25 protein-coding genes, 1 riboswitch and 1 other annotated feature are annotated in these 24,420 nt (G+C 44.6%); of the genes, 11 read left to right on the top strand and 14 right to left on the bottom strand.

Annotated elements, in window-relative coordinates:
* Positions 1-76: 76 nt before the first annotated feature.
* Positions 77-499 carry a PACE efflux transporter gene (locus KHO06_RS11620; RefSeq protein WP_005430267.1) on the bottom strand — a complete coding sequence of 141 codons (423 nt, stop codon included), beginning with the start codon at positions 497-499 and terminating at the stop codon, positions 77-79.
* An 89-nt stretch (positions 500-588) separates the two neighbouring features.
* Between KHO06_RS11620 and KHO06_RS11625 the strand changes: the two genes are divergently transcribed.
* The 3 genes from KHO06_RS11625 to KHO06_RS11635 are packed head-to-tail and all read left to right on the top strand — an operon-like array spanning position 589 to position 2,953.
* A complete protein-coding gene (locus KHO06_RS11625) occupies positions 589-1,461 on the top strand; it encodes a LysR family transcriptional regulator (RefSeq protein WP_012127638.1) in 873 nt (290 codons plus the stop codon).
* Positions 1,462-1,490: 29 nt separating this feature from the next.
* Positions 1,491-2,318 carry an NAD(P)H-binding protein gene (locus KHO06_RS11630; RefSeq protein WP_212581622.1) on the top strand — a complete coding sequence of 276 codons (828 nt, stop codon included), beginning with the start codon at positions 1,491-1,493 and terminating at the stop codon, positions 2,316-2,318.
* Positions 2,315-2,953, top strand: a complete 639-nt coding sequence (locus tag KHO06_RS11635) for a YdcF family protein (RefSeq protein ID WP_212581623.1) — start codon at positions 2,315-2,317, stop codon at positions 2,951-2,953. The genes KHO06_RS11630 and KHO06_RS11635 overlap by 4 nt, the downstream gene beginning before the upstream one ends.
* Positions 2,954-3,039: 86 nt before the next feature.
* On the opposite strand, the gene KHO06_RS11640 is transcribed toward KHO06_RS11635, so the two are convergent.
* The gene (locus KHO06_RS11640; RefSeq protein WP_005450744.1) at positions 3,040-3,618 is read right to left on the bottom strand and encodes a thymidine kinase; all 579 of its coding nucleotides are present in this window, start codon (positions 3,616-3,618) and stop codon (positions 3,040-3,042) included.
* Between the two features lie 84 nt (positions 3,619-3,702).
* Positions 3,703-5,085, bottom strand: coding sequence for a cysteine--tRNA ligase (gene cysS / locus KHO06_RS11645; protein ID WP_212581624.1), 1,383 nt, complete (start codon positions 5,083-5,085; stop codon positions 3,703-3,705).
* Between the two features lie 204 nt (positions 5,086-5,289).
* Between cysS and KHO06_RS11650 the strand changes: the two genes are divergently transcribed.
* The 4 genes from KHO06_RS11650 to KHO06_RS11665 all read left to right on the top strand — a co-directional run bounded on the left by KHO06_RS11650 (position 5,290) and on the right by KHO06_RS11665 (position 8,487).
* A complete protein-coding gene (locus KHO06_RS11650; RefSeq protein WP_005533685.1) occupies positions 5,290-5,784 on the top strand; it encodes a peptidylprolyl isomerase in 495 nt (164 codons plus the stop codon).
* 60 nt (positions 5,785-5,844) lie between these two features.
* On the top strand, positions 5,845-6,582 hold the full coding sequence (gene lpxH / locus KHO06_RS11655; RefSeq protein WP_045378210.1) for a UDP-2,3-diacylglucosamine diphosphatase: 738 nt from the start codon (positions 5,845-5,847) through the stop codon (positions 6,580-6,582).
* A 99-nt stretch (positions 6,583-6,681) separates the two neighbouring features.
* The gene (locus KHO06_RS11660; protein WP_005533683.1) at positions 6,682-7,896 is read left to right on the top strand and encodes an EAL domain-containing protein; all 1,215 of its coding nucleotides are present in this window, start codon (positions 6,682-6,684) and stop codon (positions 7,894-7,896) included.
* An 87-nt stretch (positions 7,897-7,983) separates the two neighbouring features.
* Entirely contained in the window at positions 7,984-8,487 is a 504-nt protein-coding gene (locus tag KHO06_RS11665) for a YchJ family protein (protein WP_212581625.1), read from the top strand.
* Between the two features lie 225 nt (positions 8,488-8,712).
* Here KHO06_RS11665 and hisIE read toward each other — a convergent pair whose 3' ends face one another.
* The 8 genes from hisIE to hisG form a co-directional block, all read right to left on the bottom strand.
* Positions 8,713-9,348: a bifunctional phosphoribosyl-AMP cyclohydrolase/phosphoribosyl-ATP diphosphatase HisIE gene (hisIE, locus tag KHO06_RS11670; RefSeq protein WP_212581626.1), complete on the bottom strand. Its 636-nt coding sequence runs from the start codon at positions 9,346-9,348 to the stop codon at positions 8,713-8,715.
* A complete protein-coding gene (gene hisF / locus KHO06_RS11675; protein WP_004749837.1) occupies positions 9,345-10,118 on the bottom strand; it encodes an imidazole glycerol phosphate synthase subunit HisF in 774 nt (257 codons plus the stop codon). Before hisF ends, hisIE begins: the two co-directional genes overlap by 4 nt.
* Complete coding sequence (gene hisA / locus KHO06_RS11680) at positions 10,100-10,837, bottom strand: 1-(5-phosphoribosyl)-5-[(5-phosphoribosylamino)methylideneamino]imidazole-4-carboxamide isomerase (protein WP_212581627.1); 738 nt, start codon at positions 10,835-10,837, stop codon at positions 10,100-10,102. The genes hisF and hisA overlap by 19 nt, the downstream gene beginning before the upstream one ends.
* Positions 10,838-10,849: 12 nt before the next feature.
* Positions 10,850-11,464: an imidazole glycerol phosphate synthase subunit HisH gene (gene hisH, locus KHO06_RS11685; RefSeq protein ID WP_212581628.1), complete on the bottom strand. Its 615-nt coding sequence runs from the start codon at positions 11,462-11,464 to the stop codon at positions 10,850-10,852.
* A 26-nt stretch (positions 11,465-11,490) separates the two neighbouring features.
* Positions 11,491-12,564 (bottom strand): bifunctional histidinol-phosphatase/imidazoleglycerol-phosphate dehydratase HisB, encoded by a 1,074-nt coding sequence (gene hisB, locus KHO06_RS11690; RefSeq protein WP_045394368.1) that lies wholly within the window; start codon positions 12,562-12,564, stop codon positions 11,491-11,493.
* A gap of 69 nt (positions 12,565-12,633) precedes the next feature.
* Positions 12,634-13,674 (bottom strand): histidinol-phosphate transaminase, encoded by a 1,041-nt coding sequence (gene hisC, locus KHO06_RS11695; protein ID WP_050910462.1) that lies wholly within the window; start codon positions 13,672-13,674, stop codon positions 12,634-12,636.
* 12 nt (positions 13,675-13,686) lie between these two features.
* The gene (gene hisD, locus KHO06_RS11700) at positions 13,687-14,997 is read right to left on the bottom strand and encodes a histidinol dehydrogenase (RefSeq protein WP_050910461.1); all 1,311 of its coding nucleotides are present in this window, start codon (positions 14,995-14,997) and stop codon (positions 13,687-13,689) included.
* Between the two features lie 5 nt (positions 14,998-15,002).
* Positions 15,003-15,899, bottom strand: a complete 897-nt coding sequence (hisG, locus tag KHO06_RS11705; RefSeq protein WP_005427525.1) for an ATP phosphoribosyltransferase — start codon at positions 15,897-15,899, stop codon at positions 15,003-15,005.
* 54 nt (positions 15,900-15,953) lie between these two features.
* Positions 15,954-16,091, bottom strand: a sequence feature (His leader region).
* A gap of 362 nt (positions 16,092-16,453) precedes the next feature.
* Here hisG and txr point away from each other — a divergent pair.
* Positions 16,454-17,410, top strand: coding sequence for a putative sigma-54-dependent transcription factor Txr (gene txr, locus KHO06_RS11710; RefSeq protein WP_045397998.1), 957 nt, complete (start codon positions 16,454-16,456; stop codon positions 17,408-17,410).
* Between the two features lie 292 nt (positions 17,411-17,702).
* Here the strand turns inward: txr and tet(35) are convergent, their stop codons facing one another.
* Positions 17,703-19,304 carry a tetracycline efflux Na+/H+ antiporter family transporter Tet(35) gene (tet(35), locus tag KHO06_RS11715; RefSeq protein ID WP_005427522.1) on the bottom strand — a complete coding sequence of 534 codons (1,602 nt, stop codon included), beginning with the start codon at positions 19,302-19,304 and terminating at the stop codon, positions 17,703-17,705.
* Positions 19,305-19,413: 109 nt separating this feature from the next.
* Positions 19,414-19,594, bottom strand: a riboswitch (Lysine riboswitch).
* 601 nt (positions 19,595-20,195) lie between these two features.
* Between tet(35) and KHO06_RS11720 the strand changes: the two genes are divergently transcribed.
* Entirely contained in the window at positions 20,196-20,603 is a 408-nt protein-coding gene (locus tag KHO06_RS11720; RefSeq protein WP_005427520.1) for an H-NS family nucleoid-associated regulatory protein, read from the top strand.
* Positions 20,604-20,731: 128 nt separating this feature from the next.
* Here KHO06_RS11720 and KHO06_RS11725 read toward each other — a convergent pair whose 3' ends face one another.
* Positions 20,732-22,036: an inosine/guanosine kinase gene (locus KHO06_RS11725; RefSeq protein WP_005427518.1), complete on the bottom strand. Its 1,305-nt coding sequence runs from the start codon at positions 22,034-22,036 to the stop codon at positions 20,732-20,734.
* A gap of 116 nt (positions 22,037-22,152) precedes the next feature.
* On the bottom strand, positions 22,153-22,422 hold the full coding sequence (locus KHO06_RS11730; protein ID WP_005528818.1) for a hypothetical protein: 270 nt from the start codon (positions 22,420-22,422) through the stop codon (positions 22,153-22,155).
* A 190-nt stretch (positions 22,423-22,612) separates the two neighbouring features.
* Here KHO06_RS11730 and mnmA point away from each other — a divergent pair, with 190 nt between their 5' ends.
* A complete protein-coding gene (gene mnmA, locus KHO06_RS11735) occupies positions 22,613-23,737 on the top strand; it encodes a tRNA 2-thiouridine(34) synthase MnmA (protein WP_038889518.1) in 1,125 nt (374 codons plus the stop codon).
* A 10-nt stretch (positions 23,738-23,747) separates the two neighbouring features.
* Positions 23,748-24,365, top strand: coding sequence for a high frequency lysogenization protein HflD (hflD, locus tag KHO06_RS11740; RefSeq protein ID WP_005427511.1), 618 nt, complete (start codon positions 23,748-23,750; stop codon positions 24,363-24,365).
* The last annotated feature ends 55 nt before the right edge of the window (positions 24,366-24,420 follow it).

Below are 24,420 nucleotides of genomic sequence, written 5' to 3' on the forward strand. Positions count from 1 at the left end.
CAAACCAATATCTGAATTTAAAAAGCCACCGCAATGGTGGCTTTTTTGATAATTAAATTTATCTAGATTCACTATATTAAGCGATCAGTTTTCTCACTTTTCCAAATGGCTGAATCTTATCATATGCCCAGTTAAAGCCCGTCGCGTAGAATAAGAAGAAAATTAAAAAGCCTGCCTCTAATGCCAACGCTTGCAGCAAAGTGATCTCCAAGAACCACGCAATCACAGGAATAGACAAGAAGATCAATCCACCTTCAAATCCCAACGTGTGACCAATTCGCATCGCTAGACTGCGTTCCTCTCGGTTTGAACCAAACCACTTATCAAAGTACAGGTTATAAATGTAGTTCCAAACTACAGTGTAAAGACTCAAACCAATACCGACCACCGCTAAATCACTGGATCCCTTCCCTGTAATCAAAGAAGCGGCAGGGATAATGATCGCGAGAGCAATCATTTCAAATAGTACAGCGTGAAAGATACGTTCGTTACGAGTCATGATGTTTTACCTAAATAGTTCTACTCAATGACTGACATTTTATCTATCATTCAGATAATCAAAAGTTAGATACCATCGGTAAAAGCGATATGTTTACTATTGAACAACTGCAAGCGTTTGTGACCACGTCGGAAGCGGGCTCCTTTTCAGCCGCTGCCAGAAAGCTCGGCCGGGCACAATCGGTGATCAGCCAACACATCATGAACATGGAACTGGATTGCGGTGTCGATCTATTTGATCGCTCTGGCCGCTATCCCAAGCTAACTGAGAAAGGTCATGAGCTAATGCCTTACGCACTTGCGACGCTCAGTCAACTGGATCGACTGAATAACAAGGCATCTCAACTTTTCTCTGCGCCAGCAAACAAGTTAGTGCTCGCTGTTGATGAAGGGATTCCATTAACTCGCCTCCCTATTGCATTGAAGAACTTAGAGCAAAAATTCCCTAACCTTCAGGTAGAGTGTCTCACGGCATCAAGCCCAGACATTATCGAGCTCATCAAATCTGAGCGCGCGACGACAGGCATTATTCTAAGTGATTTACAAATGCCCAAGAATGTTGATTTATCTAACTTGGGGAATATTGGTTTCGACGTGTTTGTATCATCTGAACACTCTTTAGCAAAACAGCCCATCCGAAACATCGATGAACTTAAGCAGCATCGCCAACTGGTGATCCGTTCAAAGAATGAAGATGTGAGTGGTCTTAATCAGGCGTTCAGCCCAGATATCTGGTACGCTGATGATTACTACATATTATTAGAACTGGCGAACAAGGGATTTGGCTGGTGCTTTCTTCCTGAGCATTTGGTGTCTTACGCGCCAAACACCTTAGTGAAACTTGGCGAAGAATTCACAAAACTGGCATGGCAAGTCAACATTGATTTGATACAACATCAGAAATGGCATTCCGATCCCCTACACCAACAAGCCAGATTAGAATTACAAACCCTGTTTGAATGAACTCAGGGCTGACAGTAGGAACATTACCGATGGCAAATACATTGATCATAGGTGCAGGCTGGCTAGGTACCCCACTTGCACAAACGCTCGTTGACCAAGGGCATCAAGTTATCGTCACGCGACGCAGTCAAACTCGATTGGATGAGTTTCCAATATCTTCCGTTCAAACTGCTCTACTCGACCTCAATGAATCGAACTCTGAGCAGCGACTCATTGATATCATCAAACAGCACCATATCGAACGTATTGTCGGCGCTTTCCCTCCTGGCTTTCGTAAAGGGAATGGACAAGAGTACGCACAGCAATGGCAGCGCTTAACTGAAGCGGCAAAAGCGAGTAACGTTGAAAAGATTTTGATGGTCAGCTCAACGACGGTATACCCAAACCTAGCCATCGATATGAAAGAAGAAGACGCCACACTCGCATTAGCCCAAACGAAGGAACACTTCTCAGACAACGCTCGCATCATGCTACAAGCTGAGCAATACGTCATTGACTCCGGCATCGACTACGCCATCGTACGTTGCAGTGGTTTGATAGGCTCTGACCGCCATCCTTCTCGCTTTGCACTGCGATTGAAACAAGTGAGCCGTAAAGCCCCAGCGAATATGGTGCATCAAAACGATGCTGTGGCAGCAACGGCTTTCGCTCTCAATCAAATCAGCAATGAAGTGGTGAACGCCACAACGCCGAACACTGTCAGCAAAGCCGAATTTTACCAAGCGGCCATTACGAGAAGTGACTTAGATATTGCCCTTCCGCCAGTCACTGAAACTGCCGATAAACGAATCCTTGCAGACAAGCTTATTGCGCTTGGCTACCAGTTCCAATTCAACTCAACGCTGGATGCACTATGAAGCTTTATCAACACATTGAAACCTTGTGGGATTACATGCAACTCAAGCAGGAACTCACACCTGCTGACTGCTTATTTGTTATGTGTAGCAATGATTTACGTGTTGCCGAATACGCCGCAAAGCTTTACCACCAAAAGCTTGCGCCTCTGATTGTATTTTCTGGCGGTGAAGGCCGTTTTACGGATGGCTTGTTTGACAAAAGCGAAGCCGAAACCTTTGCAGAAATTGCAAAACTTGCTGGCGTACCAAACGAAGCAATCTTAATCGAACCACAATCAAGCAATAGCGGTGAGAACGTTCGATTCACGGAACAATTGTTGATAGAAAAAGGGATTAACTGCGAGTCTCTCATCTTGGTTCAAAAACCATTTATGGAACGACGCGCCATCGCGACCTTCGAAAAGCAATGGCAATCACCTTATTCACGTCTGCAAGTGACCTCTACTGCGCATCCTTTCTTTGAATACATTAACGAAGAGATGCCTCTGATGATGGTACTGGAAGCATTGATGGAAGATTTTTCTCGCGTAAAGACTTATCCAGAGAAAGGCTTTCAAACGAAGCAAGAGATTCCTGCACACGTTGAATCTTCTTATCAAGCCCTACGAGAAAAGTTCGAGTTTGGTCTCGCGTAACCCCTCGCTCAGTGACCAACAACCAGACAATAAAAAAGCCACCGAATTCGGTGGCTATCTCTTATCTAACTCTTATCTAGACTGGCTTACTTACCAAGTGCTTCTTTGTAGTGCTGACGACAAACCGATACGTAACGGTCGTTACCGCCAATCGCCACTTGATCACCTTCTTTGATTGCAACGCCGTGCTCATCAGTACGGATAACCATGTTTGCCTTGCGACCACAGTGACAAATCGTTTTGAGTTCAACCAATTTGTCTGCCCAAGATAGCAGGTACTTGCTGCCTTCAAAAAGTTCGCCTAGAAAATCGGTACGAAGACCGTAGCAAAGTACAGGAATATGCAGCTTATCAACCACTTCTGTTAGTTGGTAAACCTGTTCTTTCGACAAGAACTGACACTCATCAATTAGGATACAGTGACGCTTTTCTACTTCATGCAGTGCCGCGATTTCTTGGTAAAGGTTGGTATCTGGGCGGAACAAATGCGCGTCTGATTGCAAACCAATACGAGAGCTCACTTTACCTACGCCGTAGCGATCATCTAGCGCTGCTGTGAAAATCACAGGCGTCATGCCACGTTCTTGGTAGTTAAATGAAGATTGGAGAAGAGTTGTCGATTTACCCGCGTTCATTGCCGAGTAATAGAAATACATCTGAGCCACAGAGCACTACCTTCGTTAAAGTTTAGAATTTATAAAAGCTTGTAAAGAAAAGGGCTGAATCATCAGCCCTTTTAAAAGATTCGATTACTTACGACGCCACGTTGTGCCTTCTGGGCCATCTTCCAGAACAATGCCCATCTCCGTCAGCTTATCACGAGCCATATCTGCGTTAGCCCAGTCTTTCGCTGCACGAGAGTCGTTACGTAGCTTGATTAGTGCTTCGATTTCAGCCACTTCATCATCGTTACCAGCGTCACCTTTTAGGAACGCTTCTGGATCTTGGTGAAGAATACCGATCACGTCAGCCAGTTCACGCATTAGCGCACCTAGCTCGCTCGCTTTCTCTAGGTTTTCTGTCTTAAGACGGTTTACTTCACGTGCCATATCGAACAGTACTGAGTAAGCTTCTGGCGTGTTGAAGTCGTCGTTCATCGCTGCAGTATAGCGAGATACGTACTCTTCACCACCAGCTGGCGCTGCACTTAGATCGAGACCACGTAGAGACGTGTATAGACGCTCAAGAGAGGCACGCGCTTGGTTTAGGTTATCTTCGCTGTAGTTTAGCTGGCTGCGGTAGTGACCAGACATTAGGAAGTAACGAACCGTCTCAGCATCGTAGTGACCAAGAACATCACGGATAGTAAAGAAGTTACCCAAAGACTTAGACATCTTCTCACGGTCTACCATTACCATGCCGCTGTGCATCCATGTGTTCACGTATTGAGTGTCGTGTGCACAGCAAGATTGCGCGATTTCGTTCTCGTGGTGTGGGAACTGAAGATCAGAACCGCCACCATGAATGTCGAAGTGGTTACCTAGGATTGAAGAGTTCATTGCAGAACATTCGATGTGCCAACCTGGACGACCTGGACCCCATGGTGATTCCCATGTTGGTTCACCCGGTTTAGACATCTTCCAAAGTACGAAGTCCAGTGGGCTGCGTTTTGCAGTTTCGATATCGACACGCGCACCAGCTTGCAGCTGTTCAAGGTCTTGCTTAGACAGTTTGCCGTATTCGTTGAACTTGCCTACTTCAAACATTACGTCGCCGTTATCTGCAACGTATGCGAAACCGCGCTCGATTAGCTTTTCAACCAATTCGATGATTTCAGCGATGAACTGAGTTGCACGAGGCTCAACGTCAGGGCGTTTCATGTTCAGTGCATCGAAGTCAGCGTGCATTTCGCCAATCAGGCGCTCTGTCAATGAATCACAAGATTCACCGTTTTCTGCTGCACGTTTGATGATTTTGTCATCGATATCAGTGATGTTACGTACAAACGTTAGGTCATAACCAAGGTAACGCAGGTAACGAGAAACCACATCGAAAGAAACGAAAGTACGACCGTGACCGATATGACAGAGATCGTAGATGGTAACTCCACAGACATACATGCCAACTTTGCCGGCTGTAATTGGTTTGAATTCCTCTTTCTGTCTTGTGAGTGTGTTATATATCTTTAACATGATCTCTATCTATGATTGTGAATGGATAACAAGAAGGCCGAGTATAACAACTCAGACCTTATTAGGTAATAGCAATTCACGGATAAAACGATAATCGGCTAAACTTCAAGCACAAAACTATTAATTTGTTCTTCCTGAGTTTTTAAAGCGTAATAACTTAGGCTAGAATCGCAGTTTCAATACAACACAGTAAAGGAAAGTAGCATGATCACCCTTCACACTAATTTTGGTGACATCAAGATTCAACTAAACGAAGAGAAAGCGCCAGAGACTAGCGCAAACTTCCTTCAGTACTGCCGCGACGGTTTCTACGACAACACTCTTTTCCACCGTGTTATTGACGGCTTCATGATCCAAGGTGGTGGTATGGAGTCTGGTCTACGTGAAAAAGCATCACGTGCACCAATCAAGAACGAAGCAAACAACGGTCTTAGCAACAAAGTGGGTACACTTGCTATGGCTCGTACTATGGAGCCGCATTCAGCAAGCTCTCAGTTCTTCATCAACGTAAACAACAACACGTTCCTAGACTTCCGTAGCGAAAGCCTAGACGGTTGGGGTTACTGTGTATTCGGTGAAGTAATCGAAGGCATGGACATCGTAAACAAGATCAAAGGTGTGAGCACTGGTTCTTACGGCATGCACCAAGACGTACCTCTAGAAGACGTAGTGATCACTGGTACAACAATCGAAGAGTAATTCTGTAGAATTGCTGCCAAGAGATAAGTTTGTGGGGAGGCGTTGCTTCCCCTTATTTCTATGACAACATTATTTATATCTGATCTTCATCTTACCCCATCACGTCCTGATATCACGGAGTGCTTTGTTACGTTCATGCGTTCAGAAGCAATCCATGCCGACGCACTGTACGTGCTTGGTGATTTGTTCGAATTCTGGATTGGTGACGATGACAACACCCCTTTTGCAAGTCAAATCCGTAGCGAATTTAAAGCACTGACGGATTCTGGTGTGCCAACCTTCTTCATCCAAGGCAATCGAGATTTCTTACTGGGTAAACGCTTTTGCAAAGAAACCGGTATGACATTGCTTGATGATGTCTGCACAATTGATCTTTATGGTCAAAAAGCCGTGATTCTGCATGGCGATACACTTTGCATTGATGATGTGAAATACCAAGAGTTTCGAAAAACCGTTCATAAGCCATGGCTTCAATGGTTGTTTAATCGTATTCCCTGGTTCGTTAAGAAAAGAATTGTCGCTAAAGTTCAGTCAGACATTCGAGACGACAAACAAACCAAGTCCCTCGACATCATGGACGTTAACCAAGGCGAAGTAGAGCGCGTTATGTCTCAAAACTGCGTCAACCTGATGATTCACGGTCACACGCACCGCCCAAATACACATATTTTTGAATTAAATGGTGTTAAAACAACACGTATTGTCTTAGGTGATTGGTATAGCCAAGGCTCGGTTTTAAAAGTAGATTCTGACAATTTTGACTTGCAAACACGACCGTTTGACACAGAATTGAAGTAAAGCATGTCGAGCGTGTAGAAGATTGACGCGCAAAGCATAGAAATTTTACAGAAAATCGCTATCATCGTATTACTCAGTTAAACAGAACAAAGTACCGCATTGAAGTATTCATACGTAGCTCGCCAACCGATACTGGATAGAGAAAAGCGTACCATCGGGTATGAGCTTCTCTTCCGTGACGGTCCGAAAAATACCTTTCCAGAAGTAGAACCTGAGCTGGCTACTAGTCGACTTCTATCTGACCATTTCCTCACCACACACTACAGTACTCTGGGTGATAAGCTCGGCTTTGTTAATTTTCCATACCAAAGTTTGGTCAATCTCGTCCCTACTCTGTTTCCCAATGAATCACTCGTGGTTGAAGTATTGGAAGATTGTGAGCCAACAGACGAGTTACTTCATGCAATCAAACATCTACATGCATCTGGCTATCGCGTTGCGTTAGATGACTTTGTTCCGACTAAAGCTTGGAAGCGTTTTTTACCTTATGTTGCGATCATCAAGTTCGACATTCGCTTAGTCCCTATCGAAAAGGCCGCGATTTACATTCAATCACTTGGCCACTTTGGTATCGACTTTTTAGCCGAGAAAGTCGAAACCTATGAAGAGTTTGAACAGGCAATGGATGCTGGTTTTAACTACTTCCAAGGCTACTTCTTCAGTAAACCTGAGATGATTCAGAAAAAACGCCTTAACCCGGCGTTTTTGACGGTGATTCAACTGTGTAAAGAGATCGCAGACAAACCCATCAATTTCAATGAAGTCGAACGCCTGTTTTCAATCGATGTGACCCTGTCTTATAAGCTAATGACTTATGTAAACTCGGGTTACACGCTCACCACTAAGATTAAGTCCTTCCGACAGGCGCTGGTTTATCTTGGTGAAGAACGCTTAAGACGCTTTATTTCTCTTGTTGCCATTGCTTCAGTGCACGAAGATAAACCTGACTCTTTGTACTCTTTAGCGATTCAGCGCGCGCGTATGTGTGAAATTTTGCTCAGCCAGATGAACACTAAATACGATCCCGGCCAAGCGTTTTTAACAGGAATGTTCTCACTATTAGGTTCACTATTAGACCAACCGCTTTGCGACGTGATCAGTGACATTCCAGTTGATGAGGAAATCAAGCAAGCGCTCACAAGTCGCAAAGGCGTATTAGGCTATCTTCTTTCGATGATCATCGCTTACGAAAAAGCCGATTGGGAAACAACGGAAAAGTACGGTAGCGCACTTAAACTGACTGAGCCACAATTAGCCAAAGCGTTCAGCCAATCCACAGCTTGGGCTCAAGAACTGCTGTCTCAAACGCCCTAAATCGCTATAATGCCCCAAAGAATACCTCCAGCCTCACTTATGTGAGGTTGTTTGTTTTTACCGCTTAATTAATCGAGATTTCATTTTATGGCTTCTTCTTGTCCTTGCGGCTCTAACCGCACCTACCAACAGTGTTGTGAAATTGCCCACAATAACCATGCTGACGTCACCACTCCGGAGCAGCTCATGCGCTCTCGTTACAGTGGGCATGTGTTAGGTCTAGTGGATTACGTGGTGAACACATACCACCCAAGCTGTAATGCAGAAGAGCAACGTGAAGGCATTGCCCAATCCATCGACAGCGATTGGTGCAAGCTTGAGGTAGTAAAAGCCGAAGCGAGTAGCAACGAGAATGAAGGTTTTGTTGAGTTCAATGCGTACTTTAATGAAGACGGCAAACGCTACTGTATGACAGAGCGTTCTCGTTTCGTGAAAGAAGATGGGCTTTGGTACTACATTGATGGCACGTTCCCAGAAGAAGAGCCGGAACAAGATCCTCGCTTAAGCCAACCAGTAAGCAGTCTAAAGGTAGGTCGTAACGATCCGTGTATCTGTGGAAGTGGTAAGAAATTTAAGAAATGTTGTGGGTAATAGATAGGCTCTAGGTAAACACAGGTTCCAGGTAAATAAAGGTTCTGGGGGCTTAGAGCCTAAAGTCTCGAATTACGGATTATCGTCCGCTTGCCCCTGCCTATCATCAAGCATTTCCCTTTTCCGTAAGCGAAGCGTTCTAAATTCCATCGTTTTTTCTAAGCCAATGAAGTGCGCGAGAGATCCCGCGCACTCTGTTTTAGGTTCAGAGTTTGGGGCTCTTCTTTATTTATGACGCTCTTTCAGTTTGTTCACTACATCATTCATCGATAAGCCTTGGTCTTGAAGCAATACCATTAAGTGGTAAATCAAATCTGCCGATTCACACACTAACTCCGCCTTATCGCCCGACGTCGCCGCAAGCGCGACTTCAACGCCTTCTTCGCCCACTTTTTGCGAAATACGCTTGGTGCCACGGGCATAAAGACTGGCAGTATAAGAGGAATCTGGGTCGGCACTCTCGCGGGCAGCCAATAGCTGCTCAAGTTGATGAAGCCACACCATTTGTGACTCCTCTTGAGGGTCCACATCCCAGCAAGTTGTGTTACCCAAATGACACGTAGGACCAATGGGATTCACCTTCACCAGTAGCGTATCGTTGTCGCAATCTAGCTGCATGTTCACTAGTTGCAATACGTTGCCAGAGGTTTCACCTTTCGTCCAAAGACGCTGCTTGGTACGAGAGAAAAACGTCACTTGACCCGTTTCGCCCGTTTTTGCCAACGCATCTTGGTTCATGTAACCCATCATCAGCACTTGGCTTGATTGGAAATCTTGTACGATGGCAGGTACCAGACCATCCACCTTTTCCCAGTTGATTCGCTCAGCTAGCGAACTTACTTCGGCGGTTTTTACACTCATAGTCGTACCTCAATGCCTTGTTGTTTCAAATACTGCTTTAGTTCACCAATGTTGATGACTTGTTTGTGGAATACCGATGCAGCAAGCGCGCCATCCACATTGGCTTTTTGGTAGGCTTCTGCGAAGTGCTCCATGGCACCTGCACCACCCGATGCAATCAATGGCACGTTACACACTTCACGCACCATATTAAGTTGTTCGATGTCGTAGCCGTTACGCACACCGTCTTGGTTCATCATGTTCAGCACGATTTCACCAGCGCCGCGTTTTTGTACTTCTTGCACCCAATCACGCGTTTCCCATTGGGTCGCTTTGGTGCGTTCTTCATCACCAGTAAACTGGTAAACCTGATACTTGCCCGTCTCTTTGTCGTAGTATGAATCGATACCTACAACGATACATTGCACACCAAACTTATCAGCAAGGTCAGTAATCAACTGAGGGTTCGCCAAGGCAGGAGAGTTAATAGATACCTTATCTGCACCAAACTCAAGAATGCGCGCCGCGTCTTCTGCTGATTTAATGCCACCAGCCACACAGAACGGGATATCAATCACTTCTGCAACGCGAGCGACCCAACTTTTATCGACGACACGACCATCACTTGAAGCGGTAATATCGTAGAACACAAGCTCGTCAGCGCCTTCTTCAGCATAACGCTGCGCCAGAGGAACGATGTCGCCAATGATTTCGTGGTTGCGGAACTGGACGCCCTTCACCACTTGTCCGTCACGAACATCAAGACATGGAATTATTCGCTTTGCCAACATGCAAACGCCTCCTCTGCTGTGAACTTACCATCTAACAGCGCACGACCAACAATCACACCAGCAACACCGCTACCTTTTAGCGCTTCGATATCCGCTAATGAGCCGATGCCACCTGAAGACTGGAACTGCACTTGTGGGTACTGTTTACATAGGTCGACGTAAAGCTCAACGTTTGAACCCGCTAACGTACCGTCACGAGAAATGTCTGTACAAAGCACATGCTGCAAACCTACCGTTAGGTAATCTTTGATTAGAGCTTCGATGGTCGCGCCTGAGTCTTCTTGCCAACCAGATATTGCCACTTTACGTGTGCCGTATTGATCGATGTTGATGTCTAACGCGAGAACGATTTTCTCTGCGCCGTATTTTTCCATCCAACCTTTCACAAGCTCTGGCTGTTTTACTGCTGTTGAGCCAACGACAACACGCTGAGCGCCCGCTTCTAGCAGATCAATCACGTCTTGCTCTGTACGCACACCGCCACCGATTTGGATGTTCGCTGGTGTGCTTGCTAGTAGCTTTGCAATCAAATCAAGCTGACGCGCTGTTGTGTCTTTCGCGCCAGTCAAATCCACTAAGTGTAGCCAGTTTGCACCAGCTTGGTGGTACAAGTTGAACTGCTCTGCTGGGTCGACTTTGTACTCGGTTACCTGGCCGTAATCACCTTGATAAAGGCGAACCACCTGTCCTTCAATTAAATCAAGAGCTGGAATAATCACACTAAATCCCTTTTATAATTCTAAGAAGTTTTGAATAAGCTTCGCGCCCGCTTTTGAAGAACGCTCAGGGTGGAACTGCACACCGTAGTAGTTGCCGCTTTGTACTGCTGCTGTGAACGGGTTGCCGTATTCACACTCGGCAATCGTGTAATCTCCAACCGGCATTGCAAAGCTGTGTACAAAGTAGAAGTACTCACCTTCTTCAATACCTTTGAACAGTGGGTTACCTGCTTTTGCAGACACCGTGTTCCAGCCCATATGCGGCAGCGGTAAGTCACCAGTTTGTAATAGCTTAACTTCACCATCACAAAGTCCAAGACACTCAACTAACTCGTCGGCTTTCTGCCCTTTTTCTTGAGACACTTTGCCCAACAGTTGCATGCCTAAACAGATACCTAGCAATGGCTTTTCTACCTGTTTTACCAAGCTGATAAGATCGCGTTCTTCTAGGTTCTTCATCGCTTCACTGGCGGTTCCCACGCCCGGTAGAAATAGCTTGTCAGCTGCCAATACAACTTGTGGATCTTTTGAAATCGTTACGTCATAGACTAGGCGTTCAATGGCAAACTTCACCGAAGAGACGTTGGCACAGCCTGTATCGATAATGACAACTTTCTGTTCTGTCACTGTTTTTCTCCTTGCTAACGTTAGCCTTAAAGTACGCCTTTACTACTCGGTAGCTCAGTGCCTTCTACTTTGATTGCTTGGCGCAGAGTGCGACCAAACGCTTTAAATAGGCTCTCAATGATGTGGTGATCATTGTTACCCGCAGAAGAAAGGTGCAGCGTACACGCTAGGGTGTCAGTCAGAGAACGGAAGAAGTGAACCACCATCTCTGTAGAAAGGTCACCCACTTGCTCACGGCTGAATTGCGCGTCGAACTTAAGGTAAGGACGACCTGATAGGTCCAGTGCACATTGTGCCAAGCACTCATCCATTGGCAGACTGAAGCCAAAGCGACCAATACCACGTTTGTCACCCAGTGCTTCTTTCAACGCCTGACCCAAAGCAAGAGCGGTATCTTCTACCGTGTGGTGATCATCAATGTGCAGGTCACCTTCCACTTTGCACACCATCTGGAATCCGCCGTGCGTCGCGATTTGATCCAGCATGTGGTCGAAGAAACCAAGACCTGTAGAGATGTCATTGCCGCCTTGCTCATCAAGATTAACGAATACTTTGATGTCTGTTTCTTTTGTAGTACGAATCACTTCAGCAACGCGTGCCTTCACCGTTAGATCTTTCAAGATCTGTTTCCAACCCATGGTTTCTGGATTGTATTGAATGCCACGAATTGCCATGTTTTCTGCAAGTTGAAGATCAGTTTGACGATCGCCAATCACAACAGAGTTTTGGAAATCAACTTTGCCACCTTGAAGGTACTCTTTTACCAAGCCCAATTTAGGCTTACGGCAAGAACAGTTATCTTCATCGAAGTGCGGACAAATCAGCACGTCATCGAACTTCACACCCTGAGATTCAAAGATCTCCATCATCATGTTGTGTGGAGCATCAAAGTCTGCTTGTGGATAGCTGTCGGTACCCAAACCATCTTGGTTAGTGACCATCACTAGGCGGTATCCTGCATCCTGCAACGACAACAGGCTTGGGATAACAAATGGCTCTAGTTTTAGCTTATCTAAACGGTCTACTTGAAAATCAACTGGCGGCTCAACAATTAAGGTGCCATCACGGTCGATAAAAAGGATTTTTTGTTGTTTGCTCACTCGAACTTCCTTATTGCTATTCTTTTGGCGCTCCCGCTATTGAGCGAGAGCGATTAATTTTGTCTCTACTTATGCGTAGTAGTTTCTAATAAATCCAAGCGTTTTTTCACACTCGTCGCGGTTACCAACACTGATACGTACGCAGTTCTCAATCGGCGAGTTACGCAAAATAATGCCTGTATCCCAAGCAGCTTTGAAAAGATCATCGCCATCTGGGAATTTTACCAATAGGTAATTCCCCCACCCTTCAAACACTTCCAAACCCGGAATCATTGAAAGACCAACTTGTAAGTAAGCACGGTTTGCATTCAGATCAAGAACTTGGAACTTCGCTCTTGCTAAGCCAGCTTCCGAAAGCGCCTGAGTCGCAATTTCTGCCACTGGAACCGGTACTGGATATGGTGCGATAACTTTAAGAAGTACATTAATCAGCTCTTCGTTCGCAAGCGTAAACCCACAACGCAGACCAGCAAGCGCAAAAGCTTTCGACAGAGTACGCAAAATCGCAAGATTCGGGTATTGCGCCAGTAAATCTACCGTTGATGCTTCAGGGCAAAAATCAATGTACGCCTCATCCATTACCACGATTGCACGGTCTTTTGTCATCTCAAGCAGAGACACAATGTCTTCACGCTTAACCAAGTTACCTGTTGGGTTGTTTGGCGAACATACAAAAACCAGTTTCACGTTATCCAGATTAGCTTCGATACCTGCAAGGTCTAGTTGCCAATCTGACGTTAGCGGCACGGTTTTACGCTCTACACCTATAGTTTCTGCACTGATGGCGTACATACCGTAAGTCGGTGGACAATAAAGAATCGCATCTTCACCCGGCTCACAAAAAGCGCGAATCAGTAGTTCAATACCTTCATCTGCTCCGCGAGATGTTAGTGTTTGCTCTGGTTTCACACCCGCATAGGCTGCGTAAGCAGAAATTAGTTCTTTCGGCTGACATTCGCTGTAACGATTGAGACGAGCAAAGTCTGTTTTGTATTCATTGTTGAATGGCGATTCGTTAGCATTTAGCCATACGTCACCGGTACCACCAATTCGGCGAGCCGATAAATAAGGGGTAAGTTGTTGGACTTGTTTACGCGCTAGCTTTTCCATCTCATTGTCCTCTTACTTAGCTGCTAGTTTTTCTACGCGGGTTAATTTTTCAGTACGAATGGTCACTGCACGTTTGTGTGCATCCAAGCCTTCCGCTTCAGCCATAGTGACCACTGTAGGGGCAAGGTTCTTTAGACCATCAGCAGATAACTCTTGAATCGTCATACGCTTAGAGAAGTCCGCCAAACCTAAGCTTGAATACGTGCGTGTGTAACCGTAAGTAGGAAGAACGTGGTTAGTACCCGATGCGTAGTCACCTGCTGATTCAGGCGACCAATCACCAAGGAAAATAGAACCTGCGTTGTCTAATAGAGGCAGAAGCTCGCGTGGATTCTTAGTCTGAACAATTAAGTGCTCAGGACCGTAGTAGTTCGAGATGGAAACCGATTGAGTCAGAGACTCGGCGATAATAATCAAGCTTGAAGCTAATGCTTGCTCGGCAATATCCGCACGCGACAGTTCTTTAAGTTGGCGTTGAACCGCGTCCGTCACTTGATCCGCAATCACAGGTGAAGGTGTCACAAGTACCACTTGAGAGTCAGGGCCGTGCTCCGCTTGGCTTAGAAGATCTGCAGCAATGAAATCAGGGTCTGCGGTTTCATCGGCAATCACTAACACTTCTGATGGACCTGCAGGCATATCAATCGCTGCGCCACGGAAATCATTACTTACCTGACGTTTTGCTTCTGTCACGTAAGCGTTACCTGGACCAAAGATCTTATCAACTTTAGATACGGTTTCTGTTCCGTAAGCCATCGCTGCGACGGCTTGACCACCGCCAACGTTGTACACTTCATCAATACCACACAGTTTTGCTACATAAAGGATCTCGTCAGCAATTGGGGGTGGAGAACAAAGCACCACTTTACGACAGCCTGCAATTTTTGCAGGAACACCAAGCATCAAAACAGTCGATGGCAATGGCGCACTGCCACCGGGAATGTACAAACCCACTTTTTGAATTGGGCGCGTTACCTGCTCACAAAGTACACCCGGTTGAGTTTCTACTTTGATTGGCTGTGGCTTTTGCGCTTTGTGAAACTTAGTGATGTTTTCATACGCTTGCTCTAATGCGCTTTTCATCTTTTCAGAAAGACGCGCTGACGCTTCATCGATTTCTTGAGCGGAAACACGGATGGATTCCGGTTTCACACGGTCAAACTTCTCCGTCAGTTCCAATAGTGCAGCATCGCCTTCTTTGCGAACTTTTGCGATTACTTCAGAAACCGCGGCAGTGATATTCGCACCTTCAGTAATTGCAGGACGTTCTAGGATTGAGTCTTGCTGCGTTTCACTTAGCGATTGCCATACGACTGTTCTCATTGCGATTACTCCATCATTTTCTCAATTGGTAGTACTAGAATTGAGCTCGCACCCAGTTCTTTAAGTTGTTCCATGGTTTCCCAGAACAGGTTTTCAGTACTTACCAAATGAACCGCAACTTTTTGCTTGTCGGCAGACAGAGGTAACACAGTCGGATCTTCCGCACCTGGCAGTAGTGCTTTGATTTGGTCTAGCTTCTCAGCTGGCGCATGTAGCATGATGTACTTAGACTCTTTCGCTTGCTGTACGCCTTGCATACGAGTCAAGAGCTTTTCGATTAGCGCCACTTTGTCTGCGTCGAACTCACCAGTGCGTTGAATCAGTGTCGCTTTTGATTTGAAGATAATTTCAGCTTCTTTAAGACCGTTCGCCTCTAGCGTTGCACCTGTAGAAACCAAGTCAGCGATTGCATCAGCAAGGCCCGCGCGAGGGGCAACTTCTACAGAGCCTGTCAGCATACATGTTGAGAATGGAACGCCCGCTTCATCCATGTAAGCTTTTAGCAGTTGTGGGTATGTCGTAGCGATACGTTTGCCAGCGAGGTCTTGAGGGCCGTTGTACTCTTCGTCTTTGTCGATTGCGATAGATAAACGGCAGCCACCGAAATCAAGACGACGAAGTTGAACAAATTCATACGGTTCACCCAACGCTTTACGATCTAGACGAACTTCTTCCAGTTCATTTTCACCGATAAAGCCAAGGTCTACTACGCCATCCATAATCAAACCAGGGATGTCGTCATCACGAACCAAAAGCAAATCAATTGGCATGTTCTCTGAGTGAACCACTAGACGCTCACCCATTACGTTGAATTTCACGCCACACTTTTTCAGTAGAGCTTGGCTCTCTTTGCTTAGGCGGCCTTTTTTCTGAATTGCGATTCTTAAGCGTTGTGTTTGCATTACATTATCCCTGTGCAAATTCGGTAATTTAAATATTTTTATAAACCAGTAAAACTAAAAAACCCTCGAGAGATGTTGGTCTCCCGAGGGTTTAAAATCTGTTTTCACTTTGATTTTCACCTCCGGGAGTTTCCTATCTCCCGGGTATGCGTACATCTCCCGAAAGACTAGGCTGGGTGATGATGGTGATGAATGTTCATTACAAAATTACGCATACTTATTTAAGGCTCAATTGTGTTGCTTCGTTAAAGACCACACTAACCAAGGATTAATTTTTTTTCAACAACGAATTTCCACTTTTCCTAATATTTTTATTATCCAATTGATTTTGTTAACTTTAATTTTCATTTCAATCATCAAAAATGCATCACGCAAACTCATTTATGCCATCAATTTGTTATAAAAAAACGGCGTAGTACTAAATCTTCTAAAAACAACCGTTTAAAATCCTTCAAATTCCATTACTGAGATCTTTCTCAATAGTGGCACACATTGCTCATTTTTGAGACTACGTTCGTTACTAAACTTTGTGTGGGGCATAAAAGAGAAGAAAAATGAAAGTGCAAAAATGCAAAGCTACGTTACACAGACGTTCTTTGGATGCAGACCCATTACTTCCTCTTATTGGTAATAGCACTTGCATCAGTGAACTACGTAACAAACTCAAAAAATACGCGCAATGTGATGCGGAAGTACTCATCCAAGGCGAAACCGGGGTGGGCAAAGGTATGTGTGCTCGAATCATTCACGAACTTTCAAGTAGACACATATACCCATTTGTTGAAGTTAACTGCGGAGCGATTCCAAGCGGACTCATCGCATCAGAGCTCTTCGGTCACGAGAAAGGAGCATTTACGGGTGCAATTTCGGATCGAATTGGCTTCATTCAAAAAGCGAACAAAGGGACGCTATTTCTCGATGAAATCGGCGACATGCCGCCTGATCTACAAATTCATTTGCTGCATTTTTTGGAGAGTAAGCAAATCCATAAAGTTGGTGCAGACAAAATCATTGATGTGGATTGCCGCGTCATCGCAGCCAGCCATGTAGATTTAAAAAGTGAAGTAATACAAGGAGGATTCCGAGAGGATTTATTTTACCGACTGAACATACTACCACTCACTATCCCCCCACTTCGGAAGCGTGGTGAGGATACGGTCATGTTGTCAGAGCGTTTTTTAGAAGAATTATCCAACGGAAAAGTTCAGAGTATGTCTCCGGAAGTGAAGAAAAAGCTACTGAAACATAAATGGCCCGGCAACGTGAGAGAGCTGCGCAATGTCATTCAAAGGGCGATTGTAATGTGTGAGGATAACACTCTTCACATCGCCGATCTCGGCTTGGACAATAACGAAAGACAGCTCCTTCCTTCTGTCGAACAAATTGACTTAGATTATTTGTTAAAAGCAATCGAAGACAACAAACACAACATGAGTGCGGCTGCGAGGAATTTAGGTATTTCTAGAACCACACTCTACCGTCTAATCAAGAAATATAACCTGCCCATCTAACAAGCCTACATGGCGTTAAATTTCGCTAGAACTGTAACGTAACACTGTGTAACAGGTGAACTGTTAATTATCATAGAGTTAGCCCATCGCGTTAAAACCTGCAATTAAAGTTCCTTATAATTCATGAAGTTAAAATAGGCACACCCTTTGCTTATATTCCTTTGCTTACATTGATGTGGACTTAATAGGTTATCCCCAAAACGCGATTTGCCCCCCTCACCATAAATCGCGTATAAAAAAAGCTCCGCTAGTAATAGCGGAGCTTCCTCTTTTATACGCTTAGTAAAGCTAACTATGCGTTCTGGCAGGATGCCATTTTAGACTTCGACAGCCACGACAGAATCGCACAAACGATAACGAACGTGATCGATGCAGCGATGAAAGAGAACGCGATCGATGCAGTCATACCCAGCGTGATAAAGCCAATACATGACACAAACGCCACTGATAATGCATAAGGTAGCTGCGTCGATACGTGATCGATGTGGTTACAGCGTGCACCTGTTGACGACAGAATCGTTGTATCTGAAATTGGTGAACAGTGGTCACCAAATACTGCACCAGCCAGAACCGCACTTAGCATTGGTAGCATTAGTGCCACGTCTGTTGCGCCAGCCATGTCACCCGCGATTGGAAGCATGATACCGAAAGTACCCCATGACGTACCTGTAGAGAACGCCATTAGGCCAGACAGCAAGAACAGGATAACTGGTAGCCAGTGTGGGTTGATGTTGCCTTGCGCCATTGTAGATAGGTAAGAACCCGTCTTCATGTCACCGATAACTGAACCAATAGTCCAAGCGAAAACAAGGATAAGGATTGCACCAAACATTGACTTAGCACCAATCCAAAGCGTGCGTGCAATCTCAACCATTGGTAGACCTTGCTTAATAACAGTGAACAACGCAACTGCTAGACCAAGTAAACTACCGTAGATTAGAGAAGTGCCAACATCCGTGTTTTCAAATGCACCCAACAGCGCAAATTCTTTACCATCTGCTGCTAGCGCTTGACCACCGGTGTAAAGCATAGAAGCAATAGTCGCCACAATAAGCGTTACGATAGGAAGAATTAGGTCAGAAACCTTACCCTTCTCGCTTTCACGAATATCCAGCTCTTCGTTTAGGTCGTGTGCTTCTTGTGAGTCGTTCTCTTTATCTTTATCAAAACCACGGCCTTGAGACGCTGCGATTTCATGTTCACGCATCTTACCGATATCCAGACCAAACCACGCTACTGCAAATACCATTAGTAGAGCAAAAACTGCGTAGAAGTTCATAGGAATAAGACGAACGTAAGCACCAAGAGCAGAGTACTCAGTGATGCCGTGTGACACCAAGATACCACCGATGATGGTAATGATGTACGCACCCCAACTAGAAGCTGGCATGATCACACACATTGGTGCAGCGGTTGAGTCAAGGATGTACGCAAGCTTAGCGCGAGAGACGTAGAAACGGTCAGTCACTGGGCGAGAGATCGCACCAACGGCAAGACTATTAAAGTAATCGTCGACAAAAATGAATACGCCAAGGAAGGCTGCAAGAAGTTTAGAGCCGCGTTTACTTTTTACTCGTGTTTGCGCCCATTCAGCGAAAGCGCGAGTACCACCAGAAAGTGTTAACAGTGCTGTTGTCATACCTAAAAGGATTAGGAAGCCAACAATGCTCATGTTCCAAGTATTAATACCACCGTCTTCAATAAAGACAGAGGAAACTTGAGAGCTAACATAACCTACCGTGTTACCGATAGACCAATCGTTAAGTAGCACCGCACCCAGTACGATACCAACACCAAGAGAAACTAAAACACGTCGAGTTAGAATCGCCAGCGTCAGTGCGACAATAGGCGGTAATAACGAAACAGGAGAATGTGCAAAATCTATTAAATTCATGATCTTCAAAAACCAAAGTTTGGCTAGAGATCTACTGCAGACAAGTCACGTAGCATACGGTACGTGCTCATGTTGAACTTAGCGACAGGGAAGCGAACACTCCACCCAACCCTACAGTAGCGCTCCATAGTTTAATGTAAATATACTATGGCAGTGTTGTTCCTTTCAGAGACAACCCCAGCAAGTGGCTTCGATAGGCCACCTACTTCGGCAATCCTCGCCTTCCACTATTATTCATTGGCATCACCCCAATAATAGCTACTCTTCGAGACTGCACCTCTACGGCAACAACAAACATTTAACTGTTAATCGTACAAATTAACAACAATTTGTCTGCAATATTGCATCAGGTGACAGCCATTGTACTCATGAGGCCTACCAATGCAACACATCAAACTAAATTAAATGAATAAATAATCGCACTTTCGATTTATAAATGGAATGTGATCAAATCATACATTACGCAACTGCAATCACTTCGATGTTGTCGTTTATGAAACTTTATTACTACTATTAAATTCGTCATAGTTTTACGTGTAACAATAAATGAAAGAAATATGACGACAACGACATTCACAATCTCACCCTTCTCTGTCAGAAAAAGAGAAATTAAATTCAAGCGATAAATAAACATGAAGGTGATCGAGAAAAAGATGGTATCTATAAAGAGAAAAGTGTTGGAAATGACTAATTAGATTTCAAATTGATTAATTAATATTGTTTCGCCCCCAAAAAACTAAAGAAATTTAATCTAAATCATGAATTAGCATTTGCACATATGAGAAAGATAAAGTTAAATATAAGGACACTAATTTTTAAATCTAGATTCGCATTTTATTTATCGTCTCGATAAGCAATGTAGAAACTTTTAACCTATTAATAGGAATCGTTATGTCTGAGCTGACTAAAACACTTCTAAATATCCGTAGCCTCCGTGCATTTTCTCGTGAGCTAACTCTAGAGCAATTGGAAGAAGCTCTAGATAAACTAACTATCGTTGTTGAAGAGCGTAAAGAAGCAGAAGAAGCAGACCGCGCAGCACAAGCTGAGCAAGAAGCGAAACTAGCAGCTATCGCAGAAAAAATCGCTCAAGACGGTATCGACGTTGAAGCGCTAATTAGTGCACTTGCTGGTGAAACAAAAACTAAAGCAAAATCTAAGCGTGCTCCTCGCCCTGCAAAGTACAAATATACTGATACTAACGGCGAAGAAAAAACTTGGACTGGCCAAGGTCGTACACCTTCTGCAATCCAAGAGCAACTTGATGCAGGTAAATCTCTAGACGATTTCCTAATCTAATAATAGATTTATGAAATTTAAAAAGGTTCCCTAGTGGAACCTTTTTATTTATAAATAGATACAAAAATGGCGCATTCAAAATGCGCCATTTTTCGTATGTGATAGGTTGGCTAATTCAACATAATAAATTAACGTTCCCAGTATGCTTCTTCCAAGCTATCTTCACGCTCAGGAAGGCCACGAGATAAACGTGGAGAATGCTGTACTAGCACCTCATAACTCGCACGGTTTGCATATTTACAAACTTGAGAGAATGAAGAGTAAGTTAAATACTCATTATTGTGCTTGCTTGAGTTAGGCACATTTTCTTTGTGGTATTTATTTGCAGCCATATCGTGCAGAACCGCAGACAATGCTGCATCACCTGCACCATTGGTGTTCTTAATCTTTTCAGGACCACCCATGTAAGGCGAGATGTGCGAATATATTTTAATTGCGTTTTCGCATGAGTCTTTCTTCGCAGGTCGGCTAAATTCGTAACGGTTGAATTCCGCAATAGAGCCAGGAAGCAAAGGTAATGACGTTTCACGCTTAGCGCTGTCTTCAGTGTAACCTGCCATAAATAGGCCAACAGGGCCTGCTGTACAAAGTACTAGGTCAGCCCATTCAAGCGTTTTATCTGAAGCAGCTAATGGGTCAGATTCACCCGTTAACGCTTCTGCTTCATCTTCATTCATTGCTACAACAGATACGTTGTCGCGAATAAACTCTTGCCAGAATGTTGGATCGTCTTGAATAACGAATTTAGTACCTAGTGTTAATACCACTGGTACATCGTGTTTCTTCGCGTATTCAATCGCGCGCATCGTTGCTTCAGGCATTGGATCGCCTTCTTTACAACGAACTAGGTACGCAGTAAGAACCAGAGCAGATGCACTCTTGAAGATTTTCTCAGGGATATTGTCTGGGTGAAGTTGGTTCATTTGGCCTTCGCTGATTGCGAAAGTACGTTCACCATCTTCAGTAATAAGAGCGAAACAACGACCAATTGCACCATCAACGCCTTGTAGGTAGTTCAGGTCCATACGACTAGATGTGTTACATAGGTAACGGTAACCGTAGCTGCCGATTTTGATATCTTGGCTCATTACACCTAAAAGCGTCGAACGGTCATCTGCCAATACTGAGTAGTTATGTAGCGTGTTACCGATCGTACCACCTGCATACTCGTTAGTAATTAGGCAGTCTTCTTTTAATTGTTGGTAAAGTGCTTCAGCTGTCGCATCATCGATTACCAATGAGTGTCCTTTACTCAAACCGTACTTTTCAATCACTTCCGTTGTCACTTTCGCTTCAATATCAACCAGCGTTTGATCAATGCCGATGATATGAGTGCGCGTCATCTTCTTGCTTTCTTGTGCTTGGCTCACTAATGGGTCGCGAGCATGAACAGGAAAATAGTGCTTGGATTTGCGTTGTCCAGGAAATTTCATATTGTTAGTCTGAGTAAGGGATGAAAAGGAGAACGGATTCTATACCGCTGACAATAAAGCAGCAATAAAAGCGAGTATAGCAAACGTTTGCACCCTGCTTTTTATTTTCTAACGCTCTATTCGCCTTCCATGAAACCTAAATCTGGCAGCTGTTCGAGGTGTTCGGTATAGCGTTTTAGATTGAACTCACCACCATTTTTCATTACGTCAAAAATCTCAATCGACATTGCACAAGCCATCATTGCAACGGCATCTTCACGTGGCGTACCTGTCATCATTAGTCGCATTAAGGTTTCTTTTACTTTTATTGGGTTGCCATCTTCGAGCTGGTTTTCAACAATTTCAATCAACTCAGCTTCTTGCATAAATTGGTTTTCTTCGGTCATTTGATATTTCCTCTTGGATTTTTGCCAACTATGCCATATATAACCCTTCTATACTTATCGAATTCTCACACACGGTTTGTTTTCGGTGAAATTTACATCAAAATCGAAGTGTGATTTCGATCTCGGATCTGTCCCCGGTCAGTGGATTCTGGTAGAATCTGCGTCCCGTTAATTTTAGTGGTGTTTAGTAATGTCTGATAACAGCCAAAAGAAAGTCATCGTCGGTATGTCCGGCGGCGTTGATTCATCTGTTTCTGCGTATCTTCTAAAGCAACAAGGCTACCAAGTAGAAGGCCTGTTCATGAAGAACTGGGAAGAAGATGACAACGAAGAATATTGTACAGCAGCAGAAGATCTTGCTGATGCTCAGGCAGTATGTGACAAGCTAGGCATTCACCTACACACCATCAACTTTGCTGCTGAATACTGGGATAACGTATTTGAGTACTTCCTTGCTGAATACAAAGCAGGCCGTACACCAAACCCAGACATTCTTTGTAACAAAGAAATCAAGTTCAAAGCATTCCTAGAATTCGCTGATGAAGTGCTTGACGCTGATTACATTGCAATGGGTCACTACGTGCGTCGCTCTTTCCCAGAGAACGGTGAAAAGCCAGAGATGCTACGCGGCCTAGACAGCAACAAAGATCAAAGCTACTTCCTGTACACATTAAGCCACGAGCAAATTGCACGTAGCCTATTCCCTGTCGGTGATTTAGAGAAGCCAGAAGTACGCCGCATCGCAGAAGAGCAAGATCTGATCACAGCGAAGAAGAAAGACTCTACGGGTATTTGTTTCATCGGTGAACGCAAGTTTACAGAATTCCTAGGTCGCTACCTTCCAGCTCAACCAGGCAACATCGAAACGCCTGAAGGCGAAGTGATTGGTCAACACCAAGGCTTGATGTACCACACATTAGGCCAGCGTAAAGGTCTGCACATCGGTGGCCGCAAAGGTGGCGGTGGTAACGAAGACCCATGGTTCGTTGGTGAGAAAGACCTAGAACGTAATGTTTTGATTGCCGTTCAAGGTAAAGACCACCCAATGCTAAAATCAGAAGGTCTACTTGCATCACAACTTCACTGGGTAGATCGTGAGCCAATTCGCGATGTTATGAAGTGCACAGTGAAAACTCGTTACCGTCAGGAAGATATTCCTTGTACAATCATCCCTATCGATGATGAAAACATTAAAGTGATCTTTGACGAGCCACAAATTGCTGTAACACCAGGTCAATCAGCTGTGTTCTACAAAGATGACGTGTGCCTAGGTGGCGGCATCATCGAGCAACGCATTAAATATTCTCAAGCTTAGGAGTCGTTACGTGGCGAATACACTTTATGACCGTACTATCGCTTTTGCAGGTATCTGCCAAGCTGTTGCTCTAGTTCAACAGGTAGCGAGAGACGGACATTGTGATCAAGATGCCTTTGAAACGTCAATTAACGCCATTTTGAATACTAGCCCAGCGAACACCATTGGTGTTTTCGGTCGCGAAGCCGACCTTAAGCTGGGTCTTGAATGCTTGGTGAAAGGGATTGATAGCACCCCATCGGGAAGTGAAGTCACTCGCTACATCATCAGCCTAATGGCATTAGAGCGCAAGCTATCGGGTCGTAACGATGCAATGTCACAACTTGGTGATCGCATCCAAATGGCTCAGCGTCAAACGGAACATTTTGAATTGCTAGATGATCAAATGATCAGCAACCTAGCAAGCATTTACTTGGATGTAGTCAGCCCTATTGGTCCTCGTATTCAAGTAACTGGTACTCCATCGGTACTGCAACAAACCTCTAACCAGCACAAAGTTCGTGCGCTGTTGTTATCGGGTATTCGTAGTGCAGTACTTTGGCGTCAAGTTGGCGGTAAACGTCGCCACCTAATCTTCGGACGCAAAAAGATGGTAGAGCAAGCGCAAATCCTTCTTGCTCGAATGTAATAAGGTATCTAGTAAGCAGCTCGCGTTTATCGCGAGCTCATTTTTTTAGACCAAA

It is taken from the genome of Vibrio sp. B1FIG11 (assembly GCF_905175335.1).
GTDB lineage: Bacteria > Pseudomonadota > Gammaproteobacteria > Enterobacterales > Vibrionaceae > Vibrio > Vibrio campbellii.